Origin of the sequence: Rathayibacter sp. AY1B7 (genome assembly GCF_002932735.1) — a bacterium.
GTDB lineage: Bacteria > Actinomycetota > Actinomycetes > Actinomycetales > Microbacteriaceae > Rathayibacter.
In genome coordinates this window covers 1-21,402 of the sequence record NZ_PSWK01000018.1, presented here as the reverse complement: position 1 = coordinate 21,402, position 21,402 = coordinate 1, and the positions used below count along the sequence as shown (strand labels likewise).

The window sequence follows — 21,402 nt, the reverse complement described above, 5'->3', positions numbered from 1 at the left end:
GCAAGGGGCGGGCTTCGGCTCGCCCCTTGCGCGTTTACCGGGGCACAGCCCCCCGGCGCCGGCATCCCGGCGCCGCACGCACTCACGGACGGATTCACACCATGGTCACCTTCGTCGACAACGTCACGCTGCATCTGCGTGCCGGCCACGGCGGCAACGGCTGCGTCTCCGTCCGTCGCGAGAAGTTCAAGCCGCTCGCCGGCCCCGACGGCGGCAACGGCGGGCACGGGGGCGACATCGTCCTCGTCGCCGACCCGCAGACGACGACGCTGCTCGCCTACCACCGCCACCCGCACCGCAGCTCCGAGAACGGCGGTCCCGGCATGGGCGACCACCGCGCGGGCGGGAACGGCGAGCTCATGGAGCTCCCCGTCCCGGTCGGCACGGTCGTCAAGTCGCCCGACGGCGACCAGTTGATCGACATGGACGAGCCGGGCCTCCGGTTCGTCATCGCTCCGGGCGGGCAGGGCGGGCTCGGCAACGCCTCGCTCGCCACCACGAAGCGCAAGGCGCCCGGCTTCGCGCTGCTCGGCACGCCGGGCTGGGAGGGCGACGTCGTCCTCGAGCTGAAGACCGTCGCGGATGTCGCGCTCGTCGGGTTCCCCTCGGCGGGCAAGTCGAGCCTCGTCGCGGCGATCTCGGCGGCCAAGCCGAAGATCGCGGACTACCCGTTCACGACCCTCGCGCCCAACCTCGGCGTCGTGCAGGCGGGGGAGTCGCGGTTCACCGTCGCCGACGTGCCCGGTCTCATCGAGGGCGCGAGCGAGGGCAAGGGCCTGGGCCTGGAGTTCCTCCGCCACGTCGAGCGCTGCACCGCGCTCGTCCACGTGCTCGACTGCGCCACGCTCGAGCCCGGCCGCGACCCGCTGACCGACCTCGACATCATCCTCGGCGAGCTGGCGGCGTACCCCGTCGGCGACGGACAGGTGCCGCTGATCGAGCGCCCGCAGCTGATCGCGCTCAACAAGGTCGACGTGCCCGAGGCCCAGGAACTGGCCGACTTCGTCCGGGCCGACCTCGAGGGCCGCGGCTACCGCGTGTTCGAGATCTCGACGGTCAGCCACTCGGGACTCCGCCAGCTGACGTTCGCCCTCGCCGAGATCGTCGAGAAGCACCGCCTCGAGCTCGCCGCCGTGCCGCGGGTGGAGCGCATCACCATCCGCCCCCGCGCCGTGGACGAGAAGGACTTCGAGATCCGGGTCGAGGGCGGCTCGTACGGCAACGTGTACCGGGTCCTGGGCACCAAGCCCGTGCGCTGGGTCGCGCAGACCGACTTCACGAACGACGAGGCCGTCGGCTTCCTCGCCGACCGCCTGGCCAAGCTCGGAGTCGAGAACGGCCTGTTCTCGGCCGGAGCGGTCGCCGGCTCCACCGTCGTCATCGGCCCCGGCGACGGCGTCGTCTTCGACTGGGAGCCGACCCTCACCTCGACGGCCGAGCTCATCACCGCGCCCCGCGGAACGGACCTCCGCCTCGAGGACAACCGGCGCAAGACCCGCAACGAGCGTCGCGAGGACTACTTCGAGCGGATGGACGCCAAGGCCGAGGCCCGCGCGGAGCTCGAGCGCGAGCGCCAGGGCGGCGTCTGGCGCGTCGCCGACGAGGGCGACGGCACGGAGGCCGGCGAGGAGAGCTGACTCCCGCCGCCGGGGTCGTCTGCCTCTACACTGGCTGGATGCCGCAGACGACCCCCGACAGCAGTGCGCTGACCGAGCGGTTCGCCGCTTCCCGCGTCGCGTCGCGCTCCCTCCGCAGTGCGACCACCGACCTCAAGAACCGGGCTCTGCTCGCCATCGCCGACGCGGTGCGCTCGAGCGCCGAGCGCGTCGTCCCGGCGAACGAGCTCGACCTCCAGCGGGGTCGCGAGAGCGGCATGAGCGCGGGCCTGCAGGACCGCCTCCGCCTCGATGCGGCGCGCCTGGGGTCCCTCGCCGACGCCGTCGTCGCGGTCGTCGGGCTCACCGATCCGGTCGGGCAGACGGTGCGGGGATCGAACCTGCCCAACGGCGCCTCCCTCACCCAGGTGCGGGTCCCGTTCGGCGTGGTCGGAGCGATCTACGAGGCGCGCCCGAACGTCACCATCGACATCGCGGCGCTCGCCCTCAAGAGCGGGAACGCCGTGATCCTGCGCGGAGGCACGGCCGCGGAGAACACGAACCGCGTCCTGGTGGAGCTGCTGCAGGAGGCCGTCGCCTCCGTCGGCCTGCCCGCCGAGCTGGTGCAGACGGTCGACGACCACGGCCGCGAGGGCGCGAAGGCCCTCATGCGAGCGCGCGGCTACGTCGACGTCCTGGTGCCGCGAGGGAGCGCGGGCCTCATCGAGTCGGTCGTGACGGAGTCGACGGTCCCCGTGATCGAGACGGGCGCCGGAGTCGTCCACGTCTTCCTCGACGCCAGTGCCGACGAGCAGTGGGCCGTGGACATCGTCCACAACGCCAAGGTGCAGCGTCCGAGCACCTGCAACGCCCTCGAGACCCTCCTCGTCCACCGCGACGCAGCCGAGCGCCTCCTCCCGCCCGTCCTCGGCCGGCTCGCGGAAGCGGGAGTGACCGTGCACGGCGACGAGCGCGTCGCGGCGCTCTGGCCCGACGCGGTGCCCGCCACCGATGAGGACTGGTCCGCGGAGTACTACTCGCTCGACGTCGCCGTCGCTATCGTCGACGACCTCGACGCCGCGATGGCCCACATCGACCGGTACTCCACCCACCACACCGAGTCGATCGTGACGAACGACCTCCGGAGCGCCGAGCGCTTCCTCGCCGAGGTCGACTCCGCGGTCGTGATGGTCAACGCCTCCACCCGCTTCACCGACGGCGGGGAGTTCGGGTTCGGCGCCGAGGTCGGCATCTCGACGCAGAAGCTGCACGCTCGGGGCCCCATGGGCCTTCCCGAGCTGACCAGCACGAAGTGGCTGCTGCGCGGCGCGGGACAGGTCCGCGCCTAGCGCCCGGACCGGCGATCCGCCGTCGAGCGGCGTCCGGGTAGACTCGTCGGAGCCCCGCCGGGGCGACCACGACCTCCAAGGAGCACTGCATGTCCCTCGCGACGACCGTCCTCGCCGAAGCAGCGGCCCACACGGAGCTGCCGTTCCCCCCGATCGTCTTCGGCCTGATCGCCGCCGTCGCCTTCACGGCCCTCGGCTTCGTCACCTGGAGCTACCGGGACGTGGCGAACCGCCACTCGCACAAGACCGGTGCCGGCTCCCACGACCAGCACGGTCACGGACACTAGGCGGGGAGCCGAGCGATCGTGACGTCCGCCGCGAGCGGAGGCCCGCGGCGTCCGCGCATCGGCGTGATGGGCGGCACCTTCGACCCGATCCACCACGGTCACCTGGTCGCCGCCTCCGAGGTGGCCCAGTCGTTCGACCTGGACGAGGTCGTCTTCGTGCCCACCGGCCAGCCGTGGCACAAGAAGACGGTGACCTCCGCCGAGCACCGGTACCTGATGACGGTGATCGCGACGGCGTCGAACCCGCGCTTCACCGTCAGCCGCGTCGACGTGGACCGGATCGGCACGACCTACACGATCGACACCCTGCGGGACATCCACGCCGCGCACCCCGACGCCGAGCTGTTCTTCATCACCGGCGCGGACGCGGTCGCTCAGATCCTGAGCTGGAAGGACTACGACGAGCTGTGGGAGCTGGCCCACTTCGTCGCCGTCAGCCGGCCGGGGCACGTCCTCAACGTTTCGGGATTGCCGGCCCAGGACGTATCCTTGTTGGAGATTCCGGCACTGGCGATCTCCTCGACCGACTGTCGGAGCCGCGTCAACCGGGGTCATCCGGTCTGGTACCTGGTTCCCGACGGTGTCGTCCAGTACATCTCGAAGCACCACCTGTATCGGAGCACGTCATGACAGTTCAGCCCGAGGAGAAGCCGCTCACCCGGCGCGAGATCCGCGAGCGCGAGAGGCGCGAGGCCGGTGCGGCCACGACCGCCGCCGTTCCGACGACGTCCCGCCGGGCTGCCACCGCGACCGCCACCACCGCCGGCGATATGCCGGTGCTGACCCCCACCCAGGCCCTGCGGATCACCCCCGTCGAGCCGAGCCCCGCGAGCGAGCCCGACCTGCGCACCTCCTCGATGGAGATCGTCGCCACCGAGAACGCCACGGGCCGCCAGCTGACCCGTCGGGAGCTGCGCGCACTGCTGGCGCAGCAGCAGGCGGAGAAGGTCGCCGCCGCACCGGAGGCGGAGCCGCCCGCCGACGAGGAGCGGTCCGACGACGAGCGCTCCGACGACGTCGAGGGCGCCCTCGAGCGCGCCTCGGCGCTCCCGCCGACCGGGGCGGTCCCCGTGATCGAGGCGGCCGACGAGTCCCGTGATGCGGAGCCGGTGCCCGAGGGCGCAGCGGAGCAGGAGCCGGAGGGCGACGAGGACGTCGTCACCGAGGACGCCCCCGAGGCGTCCGAGGAGGAGGCGGACGAGTCCGCCACCGATGCGACCGCGGACGCCGACGCGGCCGAGGTGCACGAGGCCGAGATCGAGAGCTCCTCCTCCGACGACGAGACGCCGTCCGCGGACGCCTCCGACGAGCGGGACGCGGACGACGAGCAGCCGACGGCCGGCGAGCAGCCCGAGCAGCCGCACCTGAACACCGCGCTCTTCGCGTCGGTGGGCGGATCCCTCGACATCTCCGACGAGAAGGCCACCGAGATCACCGGGAGCTTCGAGCCGCCGATCGAGCACCTCGCCATCACCGAGGAGCTCGACAGCAAGTCGAAGGAGGAGGTGGACGCCTCGTTCGACTCCCTCATCGCGAGCGGAGTCGCCGCCACCGGTGCCGTCACCACCACCAACGCGCTGATCCTGCCGACCACGGGCCCCGGCGCGACCGTCGGCACGGACACGGGGGAGATCCTCGTCACCGGCTCGTTCGACCTCCCGCGCAGCCTCGGCTCCACGGGCCAGCACCCGAACCTCTACGACTCGCCCGATGTGGACCGCTATGTCGACCGCATCGACCGCGAGCAGCCCGCCGGCGAGTCCGAGCCGGTCCGGGCGTCCAGCGCCGTCTCCACGCACGCCGCCGGCACCTCGATGATCGCGCCGCAGAAGCGCGCCGGCGTGAGCGTCCCGGTGGTCCTCGCGATCACCGCGGCCGTCCTGCTGGTCGGCGCGATCGCGCTGTTCATCGGCGGCTTCGTGCTCAACATCTTCTGATCTCCACCACCGACACTGAAGGCTTCATGACTGCGACCGATTCCGCCCGCGCCCTGCTCCAGCTCGCGGCCACCGCCGCCGACTCCAAGGGCGGTGAGGACCTCGTCGCCCTCGACGTCTCGGGTCCGCTGCCGCTGGTCGACATCTTCCTCCTCGCCACCGGCCGCTCCGAGCGCAACGTGGTCGCGATCGCGAACGAGGTGGAGGACCGCCTGAACGACTCCGGCGCCAAGCTGCTGCGCCGCGAGGGCCGTGCGGAGGGCCGCTGGATCCTCCTCGACTTCGGCGACCTCGTCGTGCACGTCTTCCACGAGGAGGACCGCATGTACTACTCGCTCGAGCGCCTCTGGAAGGACTGCCCAACGGTGCCGTTCACCCTCGAGCAGCCTGTCGCCGTCGACTCGTCGACGTCCTCGAACTGACGAACACGCCCGGCGACAGCGCTCGATTTCACTTCACGCGAATCGTGTTGTAGTTTATTCGAGTTGCTTCCGCCGGGCGGAGACAGCGCAGGACAGCACGAAGCAAGACAGAACAGAACATGGGTCCGTGGCGCAGCTGGTAGCGCACCTGCATGGCATGCAGGGGGTCAGGGGTTCGAATCCCCTCGGATCCACCGAACAGGTCCGCACTCCTCCGGGAGTGCGGACCTTCGTCGTTCCCGGCGATACAGGGTCTGGCGTCGTCCTGTCCGGCGCCGTCCTGTCCGGCTCAGGCCGGTCAGGCCAGCCAGGACCGTGCCCGTCCGGCCACCGGGTCCCCCTGCTGGTCACGCACGGGTCGGCCCGACCGGCTCCACATGGCCGCCGCATCCGGCGAGGAATCCGGAGAGCTCGCCCCAGGCGTCCTCCCCGATCGTGGTGCCCGGGCGCCGTGCGAGATCGGCCAGAGCGTCCGTCAGCTCGTCGACTCCCGTCAGGATCCTCGTCCGTGCCGCTCCCGTGCCCTGCCATCCGGGCGCGTACGTCCTGACGTCGGGGTGGCTGTAGAGCACGGCCGTCTCGAACCACGGCGTGGGCAGACCGTTCAGGGCCAGGTGCTCCTTGAGCCTCGCGGCCTGGATCCGGACCTGCCGGGCGGGGACGTGCTGCTCGACATGCGTGCGCACCGTCCACCGCGACACCGTCCCCGGTGCGATCTGAACCGCGAAGGCCTCGGGCAGGGCGTCCTCGTCGAGGAGGACGCCGTAGGAGGGGTGGACGGTACCGGGTCGCACGCCGTCGAAGACGCCCCCCTGCCAGTACTTGGCCTCGATGATGAGCGCGCCGTGCCGGGTGAGCAGCAGATGGTCGATCTGCGCGAGGAAGCGGCGCGTCGTGCGCGCCTCGACCGGTACGAAGACGACGTTCGTGGCGAGGACGCCGGACAGCCCCGCCGAGGCGCACGCCTCCCGGATCAGGGTGTGCGAGACGGCCTCGCTGCTCCAGGTCCTGGCGAGCGCGTCACGGGTCTGCTCGACCTCCTCCTGCGCCGTCTCGAGCTCGGTCCGACTGAGGTCGCGCTCGGCGTCGCGCGCGCGCGTCAATGCCTTGAGCGCCGCCTCGTGGCTCCGGTCGCGCTCGGCGATCGTGCGCTGGTGCTCCTCCGAGGCCTCCTCCGCGGCTTGCTCCGCCGCCGCTCTCGCCGCAGTGCGCCGTCGGCGGCCGGCGACGACCGTGATGAGAAGGGCCAGGAGCAGGGCGGCCGCGACGGCCCAGGGGAGGTACTCGTTCATGGTCCCCAGGCAAGCACGGACCACCGACCGTGCGCCGCGACGGCTCCCGATCGCGCCGCTCGGCGGACCGGCCGCGGTGCGCTCGCTCGTGCCCTGTCCGGACGTCTTCGTCGGCGTCCGCCTGCGCGCGCGGTGGAGACGCCGACCCTGCGCCGGCCGATCGCGCAGGCGGAGCCCTACCGCCGCCTGGCGGACGCGATGCGCGACCAGCACGAGGTCCGGCTGACCGGCGTCGAGGGCACGCTGCTGGGCCCCGTCGGCCCGCAGCCGTTCCAGGGGATCAGCGTCGCCGGCCTGCACACGCACGTCGTCGACACCACCGGCGGGACCGGCGGCCACGTGCTCGCCGCCTCCGGAGTCGCGGGCCTGCTCGAGATCGAGCAGCACGGCGGCATCACCGTCCGCCTGCCGGAGTCGGACGACCCGCCGCGAGCCGACCTGGACGCGGCGGCCAGCGCCGAGATCCGCGCCGTGGAGACCGACCAGCCGCCCTGAGCGGCCCTACCCTGGACGCATGCCCTCACTGCGCGACGTCCATGCCGTCATCGACCGTCTCTGGCCGGAGGCGGCCGCCGAGAGCTGGGACGCGCCCGGCCTGGTCACCGGCGACCCCGACGCCGCGGTGGAGCGGATCCTGCTCACGGTCGACGTGGTCTCCGACACCGTCGCGGAGGCCGTCGACGGCGGATACCAGCTCCTGGTCGCGCACCACCCGCTGCTGCTGCGCGGCGTCACCTCGATCGCCGAGGACGGCTACAAGGGCCGCCTGCTCGCGGACCTCATCCGGGGCGGCTGCGCACTGATCTCGGCCCACACGAACGCCGACATCGTCGCGGACGGGGTCTCGGACGTGATCGCCACCCGCCTCGGCCTGACCGGCGCGACTCCGCTCGTCCCGGGCGCCGACCCGTCGGTCGGGCTCGGCCGAGTGGGGGACCTGCCCGAGGAGGTGACGCTCGGACGCCTGGCCGGAGCCGTGGCCGAGCTCCTGCCGGCCACCGCAGGGGGAGTGCGGGCCGCGGGCGCCTACGAGACGCCCGTGCGCCGCGTGTCGCTCTGCGGGGGAGCGGGGGACTCGCTCCTGGACGCCCCCGCCGTCCGCACGAGCGACGTCTTCATCACCGCCGACCTCCGGCACCACCCGGCGTCCGAGGCGCGCGAGAAGGCCCTGCACGGCACCGGCCCCGCCCTCATCGACGTCTCGCACTGGGCGAGCGAGTGGCTGTGGCTCGACGTCGCCGCGACCGCGCTGCGGGAGGCCCTGCCCACGGTCACCGTCGAGGTGAGCGAGACCCGCACCGACCCGTGGGATTTCGCGATCGTGCACTGACCCGCCGCGGGCACGGGAGAATGGACGCGGCGCGCCCGTACTGCGCGCCGGGAACGAGGACCGCCACGTGAAAGCCAGCCCCGCACACCAGCGCGAACTCCTGACTCTGGCGAGTCTGGACACGAGGGGCGCGCAGCTGCGCCACGCCCTCGCGACGCTCCCGCAGATCGCGCGGATCCAGGCGATGCAGGCCCGCGACAACGAGACCCGCCGCTCCCTCGCCGAGCGCACAGGGCGCCTCGAGGACGTGCGCACCGAGCTCGGGCGCATCGAGTCCGACGTCAGCGTGGTCGAGAAGCGGCTCACCCGCGATCGCGACCGCCTGCAGACCGCATCCGCGGCCAAGGACATCGCCGCGCTCGAGAGCGAGATCACCTCCCTCGTGAAGCGACGGGGAGACCTCGAGGATATCGAGCTGACCCTGATGGAGCGGATCGAGGGCATCGAGTCCGAGGTCGCCGCGGCTCAGGCCGAGCGCGACGAGGTCGTCGCCTCGCTCGGGACCCTCGCCGAGGAGCGCGACGCGCAGGCCGAGAAGCTCCGCGACAAGCAGGAGGCGCTCGCCCGGGACCGCGCCGACCTGGTGACGACGCTTCCGGAGGACCTGGTCGAGCTGTACGAGAAGCAGCGCGCCCGCTACGGGGTCGGCGCGGCCCTCCTCCGTGGGAAGGTGTCGGAGGGGAGCGGCGTGGCCCTCACCGAGTCGGACCTCTCCTGGATCCGCGCCTCCGCTCCCGACGAGGTCGTCCTCTGCCCCGACAGCGGCTGCATCCTGGTGCGCGGCGAGGAGTCCACCCTCGCCTGAGCCGTACACTGGACGGGCGAACGGGCCGGCAAGACGGTCGCGTCACCGCGGCGAGAGCCGTGGTGCCGAGGAACGTCCGGGCTCCGCAGAGCAGGGCGGTGGGCAACACCCACCCGGGGCGACCCGCGAGACAGTGCCACAGAGAACAGACCGCCGTCGGCTCCGGCCGGCGGTAAGGGTGAAACGGTGGTGTAAGAGACCACCAGGGGCCGGAGTGATCCGGTCCGCTCGGTAAACCTCGCCCGGAGCAAGGTCAGACAGAGGACGATGCGGCTGCTCGTCGGGTCCTCGGGTAGACCGCTGGAGGGTCACGGCGACGTGGCTCCGAGAGAGATGGCCGTCCAGCGCCCGCCGAGAGGCGCGGCGTGAACAGAACCCGGCGTATCAGCCGACCCCTTCGCCACGAGATGCCCCGCCCCGGCGGGGCATCTCGTGTCTCCGCCGGTCGCCGAGCTCGCGCTCCCGCCCGCAGGCAGCGCGACGGCCTGCCGTGGCGGTTCCGGGGTCTCGATACATCCTTGCGCGGCTACTCGTCAAGACTGGCGCAGTCCATCTCTCGCGCTGCCTCCTGCGGACGACGCGGCGCAGCACGACGTCCGGCAGGCGACGGTCCCGGAGGACGGTCCTGAGACGCCGCTGCGGATCGACGCCGAGGACCAGGTGCCCCCGCCCCCGTCCTGGCTCACCGCGACCGCTGAACCCTGAAAGTCTGATCACGTCCGTCCGCCATGGCGCCACGCACCAGGCGAACCGGCGAAACGCGTGCCAGCGTTTCGCCGTAGCCGTCCGCACCCCGCTCCCCGGATCGCGTCACCTCCCGAGGCCGACCGCGCCTCGGCGGGCGGGGACCGCCGAGGAAAAAGACTCAGCCCCGCCCTGCGAGTGCGGCCGCGCCGAGGATGCCGGCGTTGTTGCGGAGCGCCGCCGGGATGATCGGGGTGCGCAGGTCGAGCAGCGGGAGGAACTCGTCGTGGTGCTTGGAGATGCCGCCGCCGACGATGAAGAGATCGGGCCAGAGCAGCGCCTCGAGGTGGGAGTAGTAGCGCTGCAGGCGCTTCGCCCAGTGCTTGTAGTCGAGGTCGTCGCGCTCCTTGGCGGCGAACGAGGCCTTCTTCTCGTAGTCGCCGCCGTGGATCTCGAGGTGGCCGAGCTCGGCGTTGGGGATGAGGATCCCGTCGTGGATCTGCGCCGTCCCGATGCCGGTGCCGAGGGTGGTCATGATGACCAGGCCCTTCTTGTCCTTCGCCGCTCCGAAGCGCGACTCGGCGTAGCCCGCCGCGTCGGCGTCGTTGACGAAGAAGATGTTCCTGCCGATCGCGTCCTCGAAGAGCTTCTCGGCCTCGAGGCCGATCCACTCGTCCGACACGTTCGCCGCCGACATCGTCCGTCCGTGGACGACGACGGCGGGGAAGCAGATGCCGACCGGGGTGTCCGAGGGCAGGTCCGGGATCTTCTCGAGGATCTGCTGGACGGTGGCGACGATGTCCTTCGGCGTGCCTCCCGGGGGAGTGGCGAGCTTCATCCGGTCGCTGAGCAGGGTGCCCGCGGCCAGGTCCACCGAGGCCCCCTTGATGCCCGTTCCCCCGATGTCGATCCCGATGGCGGTCGCCGCAGCAGTCATAGCGGCCATGCTAGCGAAGGGCGGGGGTGCGGACCGACGCGGGCTGCGGCGTAGGATCGCGGCATGGCTGACGGCGACGCGAACTCCTGGTGGTACAACCTCAAGGCCGGCACGGTGGAGCAGGGATTCGTGTCCCCCTCCGTCGACCGGGTGGGACCCTTCTCCTCTCGCGAGGAGGCGGAGCACGCCCTCGAGCGGCTGCACGAGAACAGCCGCAAGTGGGCCGAGGAGGACGCCGCCGAGGACCGCTGACGGCGGTTACTCGTAGCTGTGCTCGGCGCCGGGGTAGGCGCCGGACTCCACGTCGTCCCGGAACGCGGTGACCGCTCCGGTGAGCACGCCGCGCAGATCCGCGTACTGCTTCACGAAGCGGGGGATGCGGCCGGTGGTGAATCCGGCGAAGTCCGTCCACACGAGCAGCTGTCCGTCGACGTGCGGTCCCGCTCCGACTCCGATCGTCGGGATGCGCAGCTCCTCCGTCACCTGATGTGCCGCGTCCGCGGGCACCATCTCGAGGACGACGGCGAACGCCCCGGCCTCCTGGACGGCGCGCGCGTCGGCGAGCAGCTGCTCGATGCCCTCGCCGCGCCCCTGGACCATGTGACCGCCGAGCCCGTGCTCGCTCTGCGGCGTGAAGCCGATGTGCGCCATCACGGGGATGCCCGCCTCGACGATGCGCCGGATCTGCTCGGCGGAGCGGACTCCGCCCTCGAGCTTCACCGCGTGCGCGTGCGTCTCCTTCATGAAGCGGAACGCCGTGTGCAGCGCGTCGTCGGCACCCGACTCGTAGGAGCCGAAGGGCATGTCGGCGACGACGAAGGCGCGCTCGACGGCTCCGGCGACGGCGCGCGCCAGCGGGATGAGCTCGTCGACGGTGACGGGCAGAGTGGTGTCGTAGCCGAGCACCGTGTTGCCGGCGGAGTCGCCCACGAGGAGGAAGTCGATCCCGGCGTCGTCGAAGATCTTCGCCGTCAGCTGGTCGTAGCTGGTCAGCCCGGTGATGCGGACACCGGAGTCCTTCGCGTTCTGGAAGTGGCGGGTTCGAACGCGTTTCACGGGCTGCGCTGACATGGGCGCCAGTCTACGGCGCACCTCGCGCGCCCCGCGGGCCCCGGTCGGAGGCAGTAGCCTGAGGGTCGAAACAGGAGGGGTCTGGATGGACAAGCAACGGGACTTCGTTCTTCGCACCATTGAAGAGCGAGGGATCAAATTCGTTCGCCTCTGGTTCACCGACGTCGTCGGCACGCTGAAGTCGGTCGCGATCGCGCCGGCCGAGGTGGAGGGCGCGTTCGCGGAGGGGCTCGGCTTCGACGGCTCCGCCATCGAGGGCCTCACCCGCTCCTTCGAGGCCGACGTCCTCGCGCATCCGGACCCGTCGACCTTCCAGATCCTCCCGTGGCGCGGAGAGATCGACCCGACGGCGCGGATGTTCTGCGACATCACGACGCCCGACGGCCAGCCCGCCGTCGCCGACCCGCGCAACGTGCTCAAGCGCACGCTGGCGAAGGCGGCCGAGCGCGGGTTCACCTTCTACACGCACCCCGAGATCGAGTTCTACCTCCTCAAGTCGTCGTCCTTCGGCGCCGAGGGTCCGGAGCCGGTCGACTCCGCCGGGTACTTCGACAACGTCCCCGGAGGCACGGCGCACGACTTCCGCCGCCGCTCCGTGCGCATGCTGGAGGATCTGGGCATCTCGGTCGAGTTCAGCCACCACGAGGCGGGCCCCGGCCAGAACGAGATCGACCTCCGCTACGCGGACGCGCTCACCACGGCCGACAACATCATGACCTTCCGCACCGTGATCAAGGAGGTGGCGATCGAGCAGGGCGTCTACGCGACGTTCATGCCGAAGCCGCTCTCCGGGCACCCCGGCTCGGGCATGCACACGCATCTCTCGCTCTTCGAGGGCGACGTGAACGTGTTCTACGAGCAGGGCGCCCAGTACCAGCTCTCGAAGCTCGGCCGTCAGTTCATCGCGGGCCTGCTCAAGCACGCCCCCGAGATCACCGCCGTGACGAACCAGTTCGTCAACTCCTACAAGCGGCTCTGGGGCGGCGACGAGGCGCCCAGCTACGTCTCGTGGGGCCACAACAACCGGTCCGCCCTCGTGCGCGTTCCGCTCTACAAGCCCAACAAGGGGCAGTCGTCGCGCATCGAGTACCGGGCGCTGGACTCCGCGGCGAACCCCTACCTGGCGTACTCGCTGCTCCTGGCGGCCGGGCTCAAGGGCATCGAGGAGGGCTACGAGCTCCCGGCCGAGGCCGAGGACAACGTGTGGGCCCTCTCGGACGCGGAGCGCCGGGCGCTCGGCTACGGCGCTCTGCCCGCCAGCCTCGACCGCGCCATCTCGCTGATGGAGGAGTCCGAGCTCGTGGCCGAGACGCTGGGCGAGCAGGTGTTCAACTTCGTGCTGCTCAACAAGCGGAAGGATTGGGCCGAGTACCGCGCCCAGGTCACGCCGTACGAGCTGCGCAGCAATCTCGAGATGCTCTGACGCCTCGGCCATGCCCCGTGAACGCTCCCTCCGCGATGTCGCACGCCTCGGCTTCGCCGCGCTCGGCGAGACCGGGGCGCGGCTGGCCGAGGCGGAGGAGCTCGCCGGGCGGCAGCTCGAGTCGGTGCTGCCCTCCTTCGCCCGGGTGGCGGACCCGGACGAGGCGCTGCTCGCTCTGATCGACCTGCTGCGGCGGCACCGCGACCGGATGGACGCGGTCCTCGCCGACGACGAGGCCCTGACCCGGCTGCTTCTGGTGGTGGGGGCCTCCTCCGGCCTCGCCGACTTCCTCCAGCGCCGGCCCGACGAGCTGGCCAGCGTGCTCGAGCCGGTGCGCACGCTCCCCGGGCGCGCCGAGATGAAGGCCGAGCTGCTCGAGTCGGTCGGCGCCGTCGACGGCTTCTCGTCGCTCCGGGAGGAGGCGGGCTGGACGGCGCTGCGCGTGCGGTACCGCCGCCTCCTCACCAGGATCGTCGTCCACGACCTGAGCCAGGCCGACCCCGTCGCGGCGATCGACCGGGTGACGAGGGCGCTGGCCGACCTCGCCGGAGCCGCGCTGGAGGCGTCCCTCGCCGTGGCGCGGACCGAGCTGGTCGAGGGCACGGGCCCGGGTCGTTTCGGCCGCGACGAGGTCGCCGCCACCCGCTTCGCCGTCATCGGCATGGGCAAGGCGGGAGCGTCCGAGCTCAACTACGTCAGCGACGTCGACGTGATCTTCGTCGCCGAGGGCGACCCGGAGAAGGAGCTGACGAACGCCCGTGCGATCGACGTGGCCACCCGGCTCGCCGTGCTCCTCATGCGCGGGACCTCCGCGCTGGCGATGGAGCCGGAGCTCTGGGAGGTCGACCCGAACCTGCGCCCGGAGGGCAAGCAGGGCGCGCTCGTGCGCACCCTCGAGTCGCACATCACCTACTACGACCGGTGGGCGAAGAGCTGGGAGTTCCAGGCGCTGCTCAAGGCGCGCCCGCTCGCCGGCGACCAGGAGCTGGGGCGGGCGTACGTCGACGCGGTCGCGCCCAAGGTCTGGTCGAGCGCCTCCCGCGAGAACTTCGTCGAGTCGGTGCAGCGGATGCGGGAGCGGGTCACCGAGAACATCCCGCAGAACGACGTCCACTACCAGATCAAGCTCGGTCCCGGCGGACTGCGCGACATCGAGTTCACGGTGCAGCTGCTCCAGCTCGTCCACGGGCAGACCGACGACGAGATCCGCATGCCCGGGACTCTGCTCGCCCTGGGCGCCCTCGCCGACCGCGGGTACATCGGCCGCTCCGCCGCGGAGGAGTTCGCGCAGGACTACCGAGCACTCCGGCTGCTCGAGCACCGCCTCCAGCTGCGGCGCCTGCGACGCACGCACCTGATGCCGCGGGACGAGCACGAGCTGCGGACCCTCGCCCGCTCCAGCGGGCTCGCCCGCACGGCGGAGGAGCTGCTGAGCGTCTGGAACGGGATCAAGCACCGCGTCCGGGGCCTGCACGAGCGCCTGTTCTACCGTCCGCTGCTCTCCGCGGTCGCCGCGCTCTCCGACGGCGGCGCCGAGCTGTCCACCGGCCAGGCGGAGGCGCGCCTCGCCGCCATCGGCTTCGCGGACGCCCGCGGGGCGCTCGGCCACATCGCCGCGATGACCTCGGGCGTCTCGCGCCGCGCGAGCATCCAGCGCCACCTCGTGCCGGTGATGCTGCAGTGGTTCGCCGACGGACCGGACCCCGACTACGGCCTGCTCGCGTTCCGGCGCCTCAGCGACGCACTGGGCGGGACGCCCTGGTTCCTCCGGATGCTGCGCGACTCGTCCGGAGCCGCCAAACGGCTCACCACGGTGCTCTCCGGATCGCGCTTCGTCGGCGAGCTGCTCGACCGCATCCCGGAGTCGGCGGCCTGGCTCGAGGACGACGACGCCCTCCGCCCCCGCAGCGCCGCCCAGCTCGCCGAGGAGGTGCGCGCCGTGCTCGCCCGGCACGAGACGCCCGACGCGGTCGCCTCGGTCCTCCGCTCGATGCGCCGGCGCGAGGTGCTGCGGACCGCCATGGGGGGCGTGCTCGGCCTCAGCTCGATCGAGGAGATCGCGACCAGCCTCACCGACATCATCAGCGCACTGCTGGGAGGTGTGCTCGCCGCCATCCGGCGCGGCAGCGCGACCCGGCCCGGCGCCGACGCGGAGTTCGCGATCATCGGCATGGGCCGGTACGGGGGAGCGGAGCTGGGCTTCGGCTCCGACGCCGACGTGATGTACGTCCAGCGCCCCGGCACCGCCGAGCCGCACCAGGCCCAGCTCTACTCGCAGTTCGTCGTCGCCGAGCTGGTCCGGCTCACGGAGGACTCCCGCCTGCCGCTCGACCTCGACGCCGACCTGCGGCCCGAGGGCAAGAACGGGCCTCTCGTGCGCTCCCTCGACTCCTACCGCGCCTACTACGCCCGCTGGTCGCTGACCTGGGAGGCTCAGGCGCTGCTCCGGGCGCGGGGAGTGGCGGGGGACCAGGCGCTCATCGAGGACTTCGAGGAGCTGGCTGACGGGGTCCGCTACCCGGGAGCGGTCTCCGACCGCGACATCCGCGAGGTGAAGCGGATCAAGGCACGGGTCGAGAGCGAGCGTCTGCCGCAGGGCGCCGACCCGCGCCGTCACCTCAAGCTCGGCCGCGGATCGCTGAGCGACGTCGAGTGGCTGGTGCAGCTCCTCCAGCTGCAGCACGCGCGGCGGACCCCGGCGCTGCGGACCACCTCGACCCTCACCGCCCTCGCGGTCGCGGAGGAGGAGGGCATGGTCGGCCCGCAGGACGCGGAGCGGCTGCGTGCCGCGTGGATCCTCGCGTCCCGTGTCCGCTCGGGCACCACGCTCTGGGGCAACCGCACCAGCGACGTCCTCCCGACCGACCGTCGGCAGCTCGAGGGCGTCGCGCGCCTGCTGGAGTACCCGGCCGGGTCCGCGACGGCGCTCGAGGACGACTACCTCGGCGTGACCCGCCGCTCCCGCGCGGTCTTCGAGCGCCTGTTCTACGGGCCGGCCGCGGGAGACGCTCCCTCCTACCGCTGACGCCCGCGCGCCGGGGACGGCGAAGGGCCGCCCCTCCGAGGAGGAACGGCCCTTCGGCAGTGCTACGGGATCAGACCCCGTAGTACAGCTCGAACTCGAACGGGTGAGGACGCTGCGCGAGGGGCTTGATCTCCTTCTCGCGCTTGTACTCGATCCAGGTGTCGATGAGCTCCTGAGTGAACACGCCGCCCTGGAGGAGGAAGTCGTGGTCGGCCTCGAGGGCGTCGAGCGCCTCGCCCAGGGTCGCGGGGACCTGCGGGATGAGCTTCGCCTCCTCGGGGGGCAGCTCGTAGAGGTCCTTGTCGACCGGCTCGTGCGGCTCGATGCGGTTCTTGATGCCGTCGAGACCCGCCATCAGCTGCGCGGCGAACGCGAGGTACGGGTTGCCGGAGGCGTCGGGCGCACGGAATTCGATGCGCTTGGCCTTCGGGTTCGTGCCGGTGATCGGGATGCGGATGGACGCGGAGCGGTTGCCGGCCGAGTAGACCAGGTTGACCGGCGCCTCGAAGCCCGGGATCAGGCGGTGGTACGAGTTGACCGTCGGGTTCGTGAACGCGAGGACGGCGGGGGCGTGCTTGAGCAGGCCGCCGATGTACCAGCGCGCGAGGTCCGAGAGACCGCCGTAGCCGTTCTCGTCGTAGAAGAGCGGCGTGCCGTCGTTCCACAGCGACTGGTGGGTGTGCATGCCCGAGCCGTTGTCGCCGAAGAGCGGCTTCGGCATGAACGTGGCGGTCTTGCCCCACTGCTCGGCCGTGTTCTTGACGATGTACTTGAACTTCAGGATGTCGTCCGCCGCGTGGACCATCGTGTCGAAGCGGTAGTTGATCTCGGCCTGGCCGCCGGTGCCCACCTCGTGGTGCGAGCGCTCGAGGATGAGGCCGGCGTCGATCAGCTTGAGGCAGATGTCGTCGCGGAGGTCGGCCTGCTTGTCGACGGGGCTCACCGGGAAGTAGCCGCCCTTGTAGGGCGTCTTGTTGCCGAGGTTGCCGCCCTCCTCGACGCGTCCCGAGTTCCAGGCGCCCTCGACCGAGTCGACGGAGTGGAACGCGGAGTTCTGCGTGATCTCGTAGCGGACGTCGTCGAAGATGTAGAACTCCGCCTCGGGGGCGAAGAACGCGGTGTCGGCGATGCCGGTCGACGCGAGGTACTTCTCGGCCTTCTTCGCGACCTGACGCGGGTCCTTGGAGTAGATCTCGCCGTTGCGCGGGTTGTAGATGTCGAAGACGAGGATCAGCGTGCGCTCGACGCGGAACGGGTCCACGTAGGCGGTGGTCACGTCAGGGATCAGCTGCATGTCCGATTCGTGGATGTTCGCGAATCCGCGGATCGAGGACCCGTCGAAGAGCTGACCAACGGAGAAGAACTCCTCATCGACAGTCGAGGCGGGGATGTTGAAGTGCTGCTGGACACCGGGGAGATCGGTGAACCGGATGTCGAGGAACTTGACGTCCGTGTCCTTGATGAACGAGAGCACCTCGGAAGAATCTTTAAACATGCAAAGGTCTCCAATGGCGTAACGGGGTGCTGCAGAGCGCAGCCGTTCCAGGGTAGTGACGGGGGGTTTCCCCACCGTGTCCCTGTTGTTTCCGACATGTTACGGGGCCCGTCCGGGGTCGGGCTCCACGTCGTCTGCCGGACCACCCGCTCCTCGGTCCGCTCCGAGACGCCGCGGATAGGATCGGAGGATGCCAGCCGCCGACCGCAGGACCTTCGCCGACGCCGCCCCGAGCTCGTACCCGGGGGAGCGTCTCGGCCTCCCCCGAGAGGGCCGCCTCTCGGTCGGACGGTCCGGCCGCCGCATCGCCGCCCTGGCCGTCGACTTCGCCGTCGCCGCTCTGCTGTCGCTCGCGTTCTTCGACTACGACCGCTGGGCGAGCCTGCTGCTGTTCGTCCTGCTGCAGGTCGTCTTCATCCCCACCATCGGCGGCAGCATCGGGCACCGCCTGCTCGGGATGCGCGTCATCCGTCTCGGCGGGGGCTGGGTCGGCGTGTGGCGCCCGATCGTGCGCTCTGTGCTGCTGGCCGTGCTGGTGCCGGCGCTCGTCTGGGACTCGGACCAGCGCGGCTTCCACGACAAGGTGGCCGGGACGGTTCTCGTCCGCTACTGACGTGCCGCAGACGAAGCAGGCCGGCCGGGAGAGATCCCGACCGGCCTGTCGCGTCGTGCGTCAGCGCGATCGCTGAGGGCGCACCTTGAAAGGGTCGACGCCCTTCGGGATGGGCAGCGACGTGTTGAGCGAGGAGAGCCGGTTCTTCACCGCGAGGACCTCGGCCTTGGTGAGGACCTTCTTCGTCTTCGAGAGGCGGCTCGGCACCTTGTGCAGCGGAGTCGCATCGGCGTCGGAGCCGACGTGCACGAAGGTGACGGGGACGTTCGGCAGGATCCGCGACACCTTGCGCCGCTCGTCCTCGAGCATGCGCTTGGTCCGGGAGGCGGGGCCCTCCGCGATCAGCACGACGCCTCCGCGGCCGACGGCGCGGTAGACGGCGTCCTGGGTCTTGCCGTTGACGGCGACGGGCATCTCGCCGCCGGTCCAGGTGCCGCGCAGTCCGCTTCGCAGGACGGCGCCGACCGCGCCGGGCTGCCCGGCGATCTGCCCGTAGGCGGCGCGCTCGGCGCGACGCGAGAGCACGGCGAGTCCGGCGACCAGGCCGGCCATCACGCCCACGATGATCCACAGCGCGATCACGAAGCCGTTGCCGTTGCCGAGCAGGATGCCGAGGAGCACGCCGAGCAGGATCGGGAGCAGGAGCGCGAGGAGGATGATCCAGACGGCGCTGCTGTCGTAGCGGCGGGTCATCTGGAACACCTGCCACATCTGCTTGAGACGTCCGGGTTCCTTGACCGCCTTCGTCGACGGTTCCGTGCTGCGTGCCATGACGTCAAGGATACCGAGCGGGAGCGCGGCGGCGGACCCCGGACGCGGATCCGACTCCTCCACAGAGGGCACGTGCGCCGATCCGTCCACCGATCGGGATCGGCGGGCGTCCTCCGCCTCGGCCTGCGGTCAGGCTCGCCTCATGACGAGCAGCGGGACGGTCCAGGGCCGGAGGATCGGCGGAGCGCGGACGGGGAGGCGGTGGACGCCTGCGCCGGACGCCGCACCGTCGGCCGAGCGGACGATGCGGCCGCGGGAGGCCGAGGCGCTGCAGGCGTCGCCGGTGGCTCGGCTCGCCGAGCACCGCCACCGCGAGCGCATCGTCCGGGTGGAGTCGTCTCCGAGGAGGCGCATCGTCTCGACCGCCCCTCCCGTCGTCGCCACACTCGAGAGGTTCCTGCGGGTCGAGCGGGGGATCGCACTCGGCGCCGCGGTCACCCTCCTCGCCCCCGTGGTGGGCGCGGTCCGGTCGGCCGCGCTCGAGGGAGCATGGCTGGCTCCGACGACGGACGACATCGGCCTGACGGAGGAGGGTCGGCCGCTGCTGCTGCTGACGACGCCCGCCGTCGACACCCCGCGTGCGGCGCGCGACGCGCTGCAGCGGGTCCTGGAGCGCCTCGGAATGCTCTGCCCGGCGCTGCCGGTCGCCGCCCTCGCGCGGCACCGCGACCTGCTGGCGCTGGAGGGCAACCTCTACGGACTCGCTGATCCGCAGGGGATAGGCGAGGCGGTGCGGGCGCTGCCGACGTCCGGCGCGGATGCACGGGGTCGGGAGGCGGTGCCCGCTCCGGCTGCCCGGCACAGGCGGGTCCATCCGCTCGACGGCTGGCAGGACCGCCTCCGGGCGTTCGTCGTCCGGCGTCGGGGACCGCTCTCCGTCGGGTCGGCGATCGTGCTGGGAGCGGTGCTCGCCGGTTCGCTCGCGGGCGGGCCCGATCGGCAGGTGCAGGATGCGGAGGCGTCGACCGCAGCCGCGCCCGTTCCGGCTCGGTCGGCTCCGCCGGCGGTGGCGACCGCGGCACCGCCGGCTCCGGTCGCGGCGACCTCACTCGACGCGGAGCAGGCGGCGGAGGTGCTGATCGACGCGGTGCGCGCGTGCGGGGACCGGGAGTGCGTCCGCGGTCTGGTCACGGCGGACTCGCCGCTCGGCGACGCAGCGGACGGCCCCGCCTCCGCTGTCCCGGCGACGGGGGAGGCGTCGGCCGTCCTCGTCGACGTGAACGGGGCATCGGCGGTCGTGCACCTCCGGACGGCCCCGGGGACGACAGCGGCCTCCGTCCTGATCATCAGGACGGAGGCCGGCTGGCTCATCCGCGACGTCTACACCGGAGCGGCCTCGTGAGAGGCGCGCTCAGGGGGAGCGTGTCAGATGCCGAGGTCGTTCTCGAACGAGCCCTCCTCGAGGCGCTCCTTGATCGCGACCAGGAAGCGCGCCGCGTCGGCTCCGTCGACCGTGCGGTGGTCGTACGAGAGCGCGAGGAAGACGGTCGAGCGGATCGCGATGGCGTCAGTACCGTCCACCTGCACGACGGCCGGCTTCTTGGTGACGATGCCGGTGCCGAGGATCGCGGTCTGCGGCAGGAACACGACGGGAGTGTCGAACAGGGCCCCGCGCGAACCGGTGTTGGTCAGCGTGAAGGTGCCGCCGGCGAGCTCGTCGGGCTTCAGCTTGTTGTTGCGGGTGCGCTCGGCCAGGTCTCCGATGGTGGAGGCGATCTGCGCGAGGTTCAGCTCGGACGCGTTCTTGAGGACCGGGGTCAGCAGGCCGCGCTCGGTGTCGACGGCGATGCTGATGTTCTCGTGGTCCGGGTAGACGATCGACTCGCCGTCGAGGGTCGAGTTGATCACCGGGTAGGCCTTGAGCGCCTCGGCCGCCGCGAGGGCGAAGAACGGGAGGAAGGACAGCTTGGCGCCGGTCTTCTCCTGGAAGCTCTTCTTGACCGAGTCGCGGAAGCGGGCGACCGCCGTGACGTCGACCTCGATGACCGAGGTGAGCTGGGCGCTCGTCTGCATCGACTCGACGGCGCGCTGCGCGAGGACCTTGCGCAGGCGCGACATCGGCTGCGTGGTGCCGCGGAGGGGCGACGTCTCGAGCGGGGTGCGCGCGGCCTTGGCGGCTGCGGCGGCGGGCGCCGAGACCGGGGCGGCCGGAGCCGACTTGGCGGCCTCGACCGCGTCGAGGACGTCCTGCTTGCGGATGCGGCCGCCGACTCCGGTTCCTGTGAGGGTGGAGAGGTCGATGCCGTTCTCGCCGGCGAGCTTGCGCACGAGCGGGGTGACGTAGCCGGGGTTGGAGTCGGTGGGCTCCGGGGAGGCGGCGGGCGCGGCGGCAGCGGGGGCCGGCGCGCCCGCCGCCTCCCCGGAGC

At 71.7% G+C, this 21,402-nt stretch carries 20 protein-coding genes, 1 tRNA gene and 1 other RNA gene; 16 read left to right on the top strand and 6 right to left on the bottom strand.

What is annotated here, in order from left to right; all coding sequences use genetic code 11:
* Nucleotides 1-101: 101 nt before the first annotated feature.
* The 7 genes from obgE to C5C95_RS10950 all read left to right on the top strand — a co-directional run bounded on the left by obgE (nt 102) and on the right by C5C95_RS10950 (nt 5,784).
* A complete protein-coding gene (gene obgE / locus C5C95_RS10980) occupies nt 102-1,637 on the top strand; it encodes a GTPase ObgE (protein WP_104223681.1) in 1,536 nt (511 codons plus the stop codon).
* Between the two features lie 38 nt (nt 1,638-1,675).
* Nucleotides 1,676-2,944, top strand: coding sequence for a glutamate-5-semialdehyde dehydrogenase (locus C5C95_RS10975; RefSeq protein ID WP_104324435.1), 1,269 nt, complete (start codon nt 1,676-1,678; stop codon nt 2,942-2,944).
* An 89-nt stretch (nt 2,945-3,033) separates the two neighbouring features.
* Nucleotides 3,034-3,231 carry a hypothetical protein gene (locus C5C95_RS10970; RefSeq protein WP_104223679.1) on the top strand — a complete coding sequence of 66 codons (198 nt, stop codon included), beginning with the start codon at nt 3,034-3,036 and terminating at the stop codon, nt 3,229-3,231.
* Nucleotides 3,232-3,249: 18 nt separating this feature from the next.
* Nucleotides 3,250-3,861 (top strand): nicotinate-nucleotide adenylyltransferase, encoded by a 612-nt coding sequence (nadD, locus tag C5C95_RS10965; protein ID WP_104223678.1) that lies wholly within the window; start codon nt 3,250-3,252, stop codon nt 3,859-3,861.
* On the top strand, nt 3,858-5,168 hold the full coding sequence (locus tag C5C95_RS10960) for a hypothetical protein (RefSeq protein WP_104324434.1): 1,311 nt from the start codon (nt 3,858-3,860) through the stop codon (nt 5,166-5,168). Before nadD ends, C5C95_RS10960 begins: the two co-directional genes overlap by 4 nt.
* A gap of 26 nt (nt 5,169-5,194) precedes the next feature.
* Nucleotides 5,195-5,590: a ribosome silencing factor gene (gene rsfS / locus C5C95_RS10955; RefSeq protein ID WP_104223676.1), complete on the top strand. Its 396-nt coding sequence runs from the start codon at nt 5,195-5,197 to the stop codon at nt 5,588-5,590.
* A 121-nt stretch (nt 5,591-5,711) separates the two neighbouring features.
* Nucleotides 5,712-5,784, top strand: a tRNA-Ala gene (locus tag C5C95_RS10950).
* Nucleotides 5,785-5,937: 153 nt separating this feature from the next.
* Here C5C95_RS10950 and C5C95_RS10945 read toward each other — a convergent pair.
* Nucleotides 5,938-6,882 (bottom strand): nuclease-related domain-containing protein, encoded by a 945-nt coding sequence (locus tag C5C95_RS10945; RefSeq protein WP_146087076.1) that lies wholly within the window; start codon nt 6,880-6,882, stop codon nt 5,938-5,940.
* A gap of 132 nt (nt 6,883-7,014) precedes the next feature.
* On the opposite strand from C5C95_RS10945, the gene C5C95_RS17470 reads away from it, so the two are divergent.
* From C5C95_RS17470 to rnpB, 4 genes are all read left to right on the top strand, one after another.
* A complete protein-coding gene (locus C5C95_RS17470) occupies nt 7,015-7,377 on the top strand; it encodes an acetolactate decarboxylase (RefSeq protein WP_181125657.1) in 363 nt (120 codons plus the stop codon).
* 19 nt (nt 7,378-7,396) lie between these two features.
* Nucleotides 7,397-8,212 (top strand): Nif3-like dinuclear metal center hexameric protein, encoded by an 816-nt coding sequence (locus C5C95_RS10940; protein WP_104223674.1) that lies wholly within the window; start codon nt 7,397-7,399, stop codon nt 8,210-8,212.
* Nucleotides 8,213-8,279: 67 nt separating this feature from the next.
* Nucleotides 8,280-9,017 (top strand): zinc ribbon domain-containing protein, encoded by a 738-nt coding sequence (locus C5C95_RS10935; protein ID WP_104226713.1) that lies wholly within the window; start codon nt 8,280-8,282, stop codon nt 9,015-9,017.
* A gap of 21 nt (nt 9,018-9,038) precedes the next feature.
* Nucleotides 9,039-9,417: RNase P RNA component class A (rnpB, locus tag C5C95_RS10930), an RNA gene on the top strand.
* A 465-nt stretch (nt 9,418-9,882) separates the two neighbouring features.
* Here the strand turns inward: rnpB and ppgK are convergent.
* On the bottom strand, nt 9,883-10,638 hold the full coding sequence (ppgK, locus tag C5C95_RS10925; RefSeq protein WP_104223672.1) for a polyphosphate--glucose phosphotransferase: 756 nt from the start codon (nt 10,636-10,638) through the stop codon (nt 9,883-9,885).
* Nucleotides 10,639-10,701: 63 nt separating this feature from the next.
* Here ppgK and C5C95_RS10920 point away from each other — a divergent pair, with 63 nt between their 5' ends.
* Nucleotides 10,702-10,890, top strand: coding sequence for an SPOR domain-containing protein (locus tag C5C95_RS10920; RefSeq protein ID WP_104223671.1), 189 nt, complete (start codon nt 10,702-10,704; stop codon nt 10,888-10,890).
* A 6-nt stretch (nt 10,891-10,896) separates the two neighbouring features.
* Here C5C95_RS10920 and panB read toward each other — a convergent pair whose 3' ends face one another.
* On the bottom strand, nt 10,897-11,709 hold the full coding sequence (gene panB, locus C5C95_RS10915) for a 3-methyl-2-oxobutanoate hydroxymethyltransferase (protein ID WP_104262800.1): 813 nt from the start codon (nt 11,707-11,709) through the stop codon (nt 10,897-10,899).
* A gap of 85 nt (nt 11,710-11,794) precedes the next feature.
* Here panB and C5C95_RS10910 point away from each other — a divergent pair, with 85 nt between their 5' ends.
* On the top strand, nt 11,795-13,132 hold the full coding sequence (locus C5C95_RS10910; protein WP_068253236.1) for a glutamine synthetase family protein: 1,338 nt from the start codon (nt 11,795-11,797) through the stop codon (nt 13,130-13,132).
* A gap of 10 nt (nt 13,133-13,142) precedes the next feature.
* A complete protein-coding gene (locus tag C5C95_RS10905) occupies nt 13,143-16,157 on the top strand; it encodes a bifunctional [glutamine synthetase] adenylyltransferase/[glutamine synthetase]-adenylyl-L-tyrosine phosphorylase (protein ID WP_104226710.1) in 3,015 nt (1,004 codons plus the stop codon).
* A 70-nt stretch (nt 16,158-16,227) separates the two neighbouring features.
* On the opposite strand, the gene glnA is transcribed toward C5C95_RS10905, so the two are convergent.
* Nucleotides 16,228-17,652: a type I glutamate--ammonia ligase gene (gene glnA / locus C5C95_RS10900; RefSeq protein WP_104223668.1), complete on the bottom strand. Its 1,425-nt coding sequence runs from the start codon at nt 17,650-17,652 to the stop codon at nt 16,228-16,230.
* A 190-nt stretch (nt 17,653-17,842) separates the two neighbouring features.
* Here glnA and C5C95_RS10895 point away from each other — a divergent pair, with 190 nt between their 5' ends.
* Nucleotides 17,843-18,265, top strand: a complete 423-nt coding sequence (locus C5C95_RS10895) for an RDD family protein (protein WP_104223667.1) — start codon at nt 17,843-17,845, stop codon at nt 18,263-18,265.
* Between the two features lie 60 nt (nt 18,266-18,325).
* Here the strand turns inward: C5C95_RS10895 and C5C95_RS10890 are convergent, their stop codons facing one another.
* Nucleotides 18,326-19,036, bottom strand: a complete 711-nt coding sequence (locus tag C5C95_RS10890; protein WP_104223728.1) for a DUF4191 domain-containing protein — start codon at nt 19,034-19,036, stop codon at nt 18,326-18,328.
* 142 nt (nt 19,037-19,178) lie between these two features.
* Between C5C95_RS10890 and C5C95_RS10880 the strand changes: the two genes are divergently transcribed.
* Nucleotides 19,179-20,378 carry a hypothetical protein gene (locus C5C95_RS10880; RefSeq protein ID WP_146087075.1) on the top strand — a complete coding sequence of 400 codons (1,200 nt, stop codon included), beginning with the start codon at nt 19,179-19,181 and terminating at the stop codon, nt 20,376-20,378.
* Nucleotides 20,379-20,401: 23 nt separating this feature from the next.
* Here C5C95_RS10880 and sucB read toward each other — a convergent pair.
* Nucleotides 20,402-21,402: 2-oxoglutarate dehydrogenase, E2 component, dihydrolipoamide succinyltransferase (sucB, locus tag C5C95_RS10875; RefSeq protein ID WP_104324430.1), on the bottom strand; the 1,001-nt coding region annotated here is incomplete at its 5' end.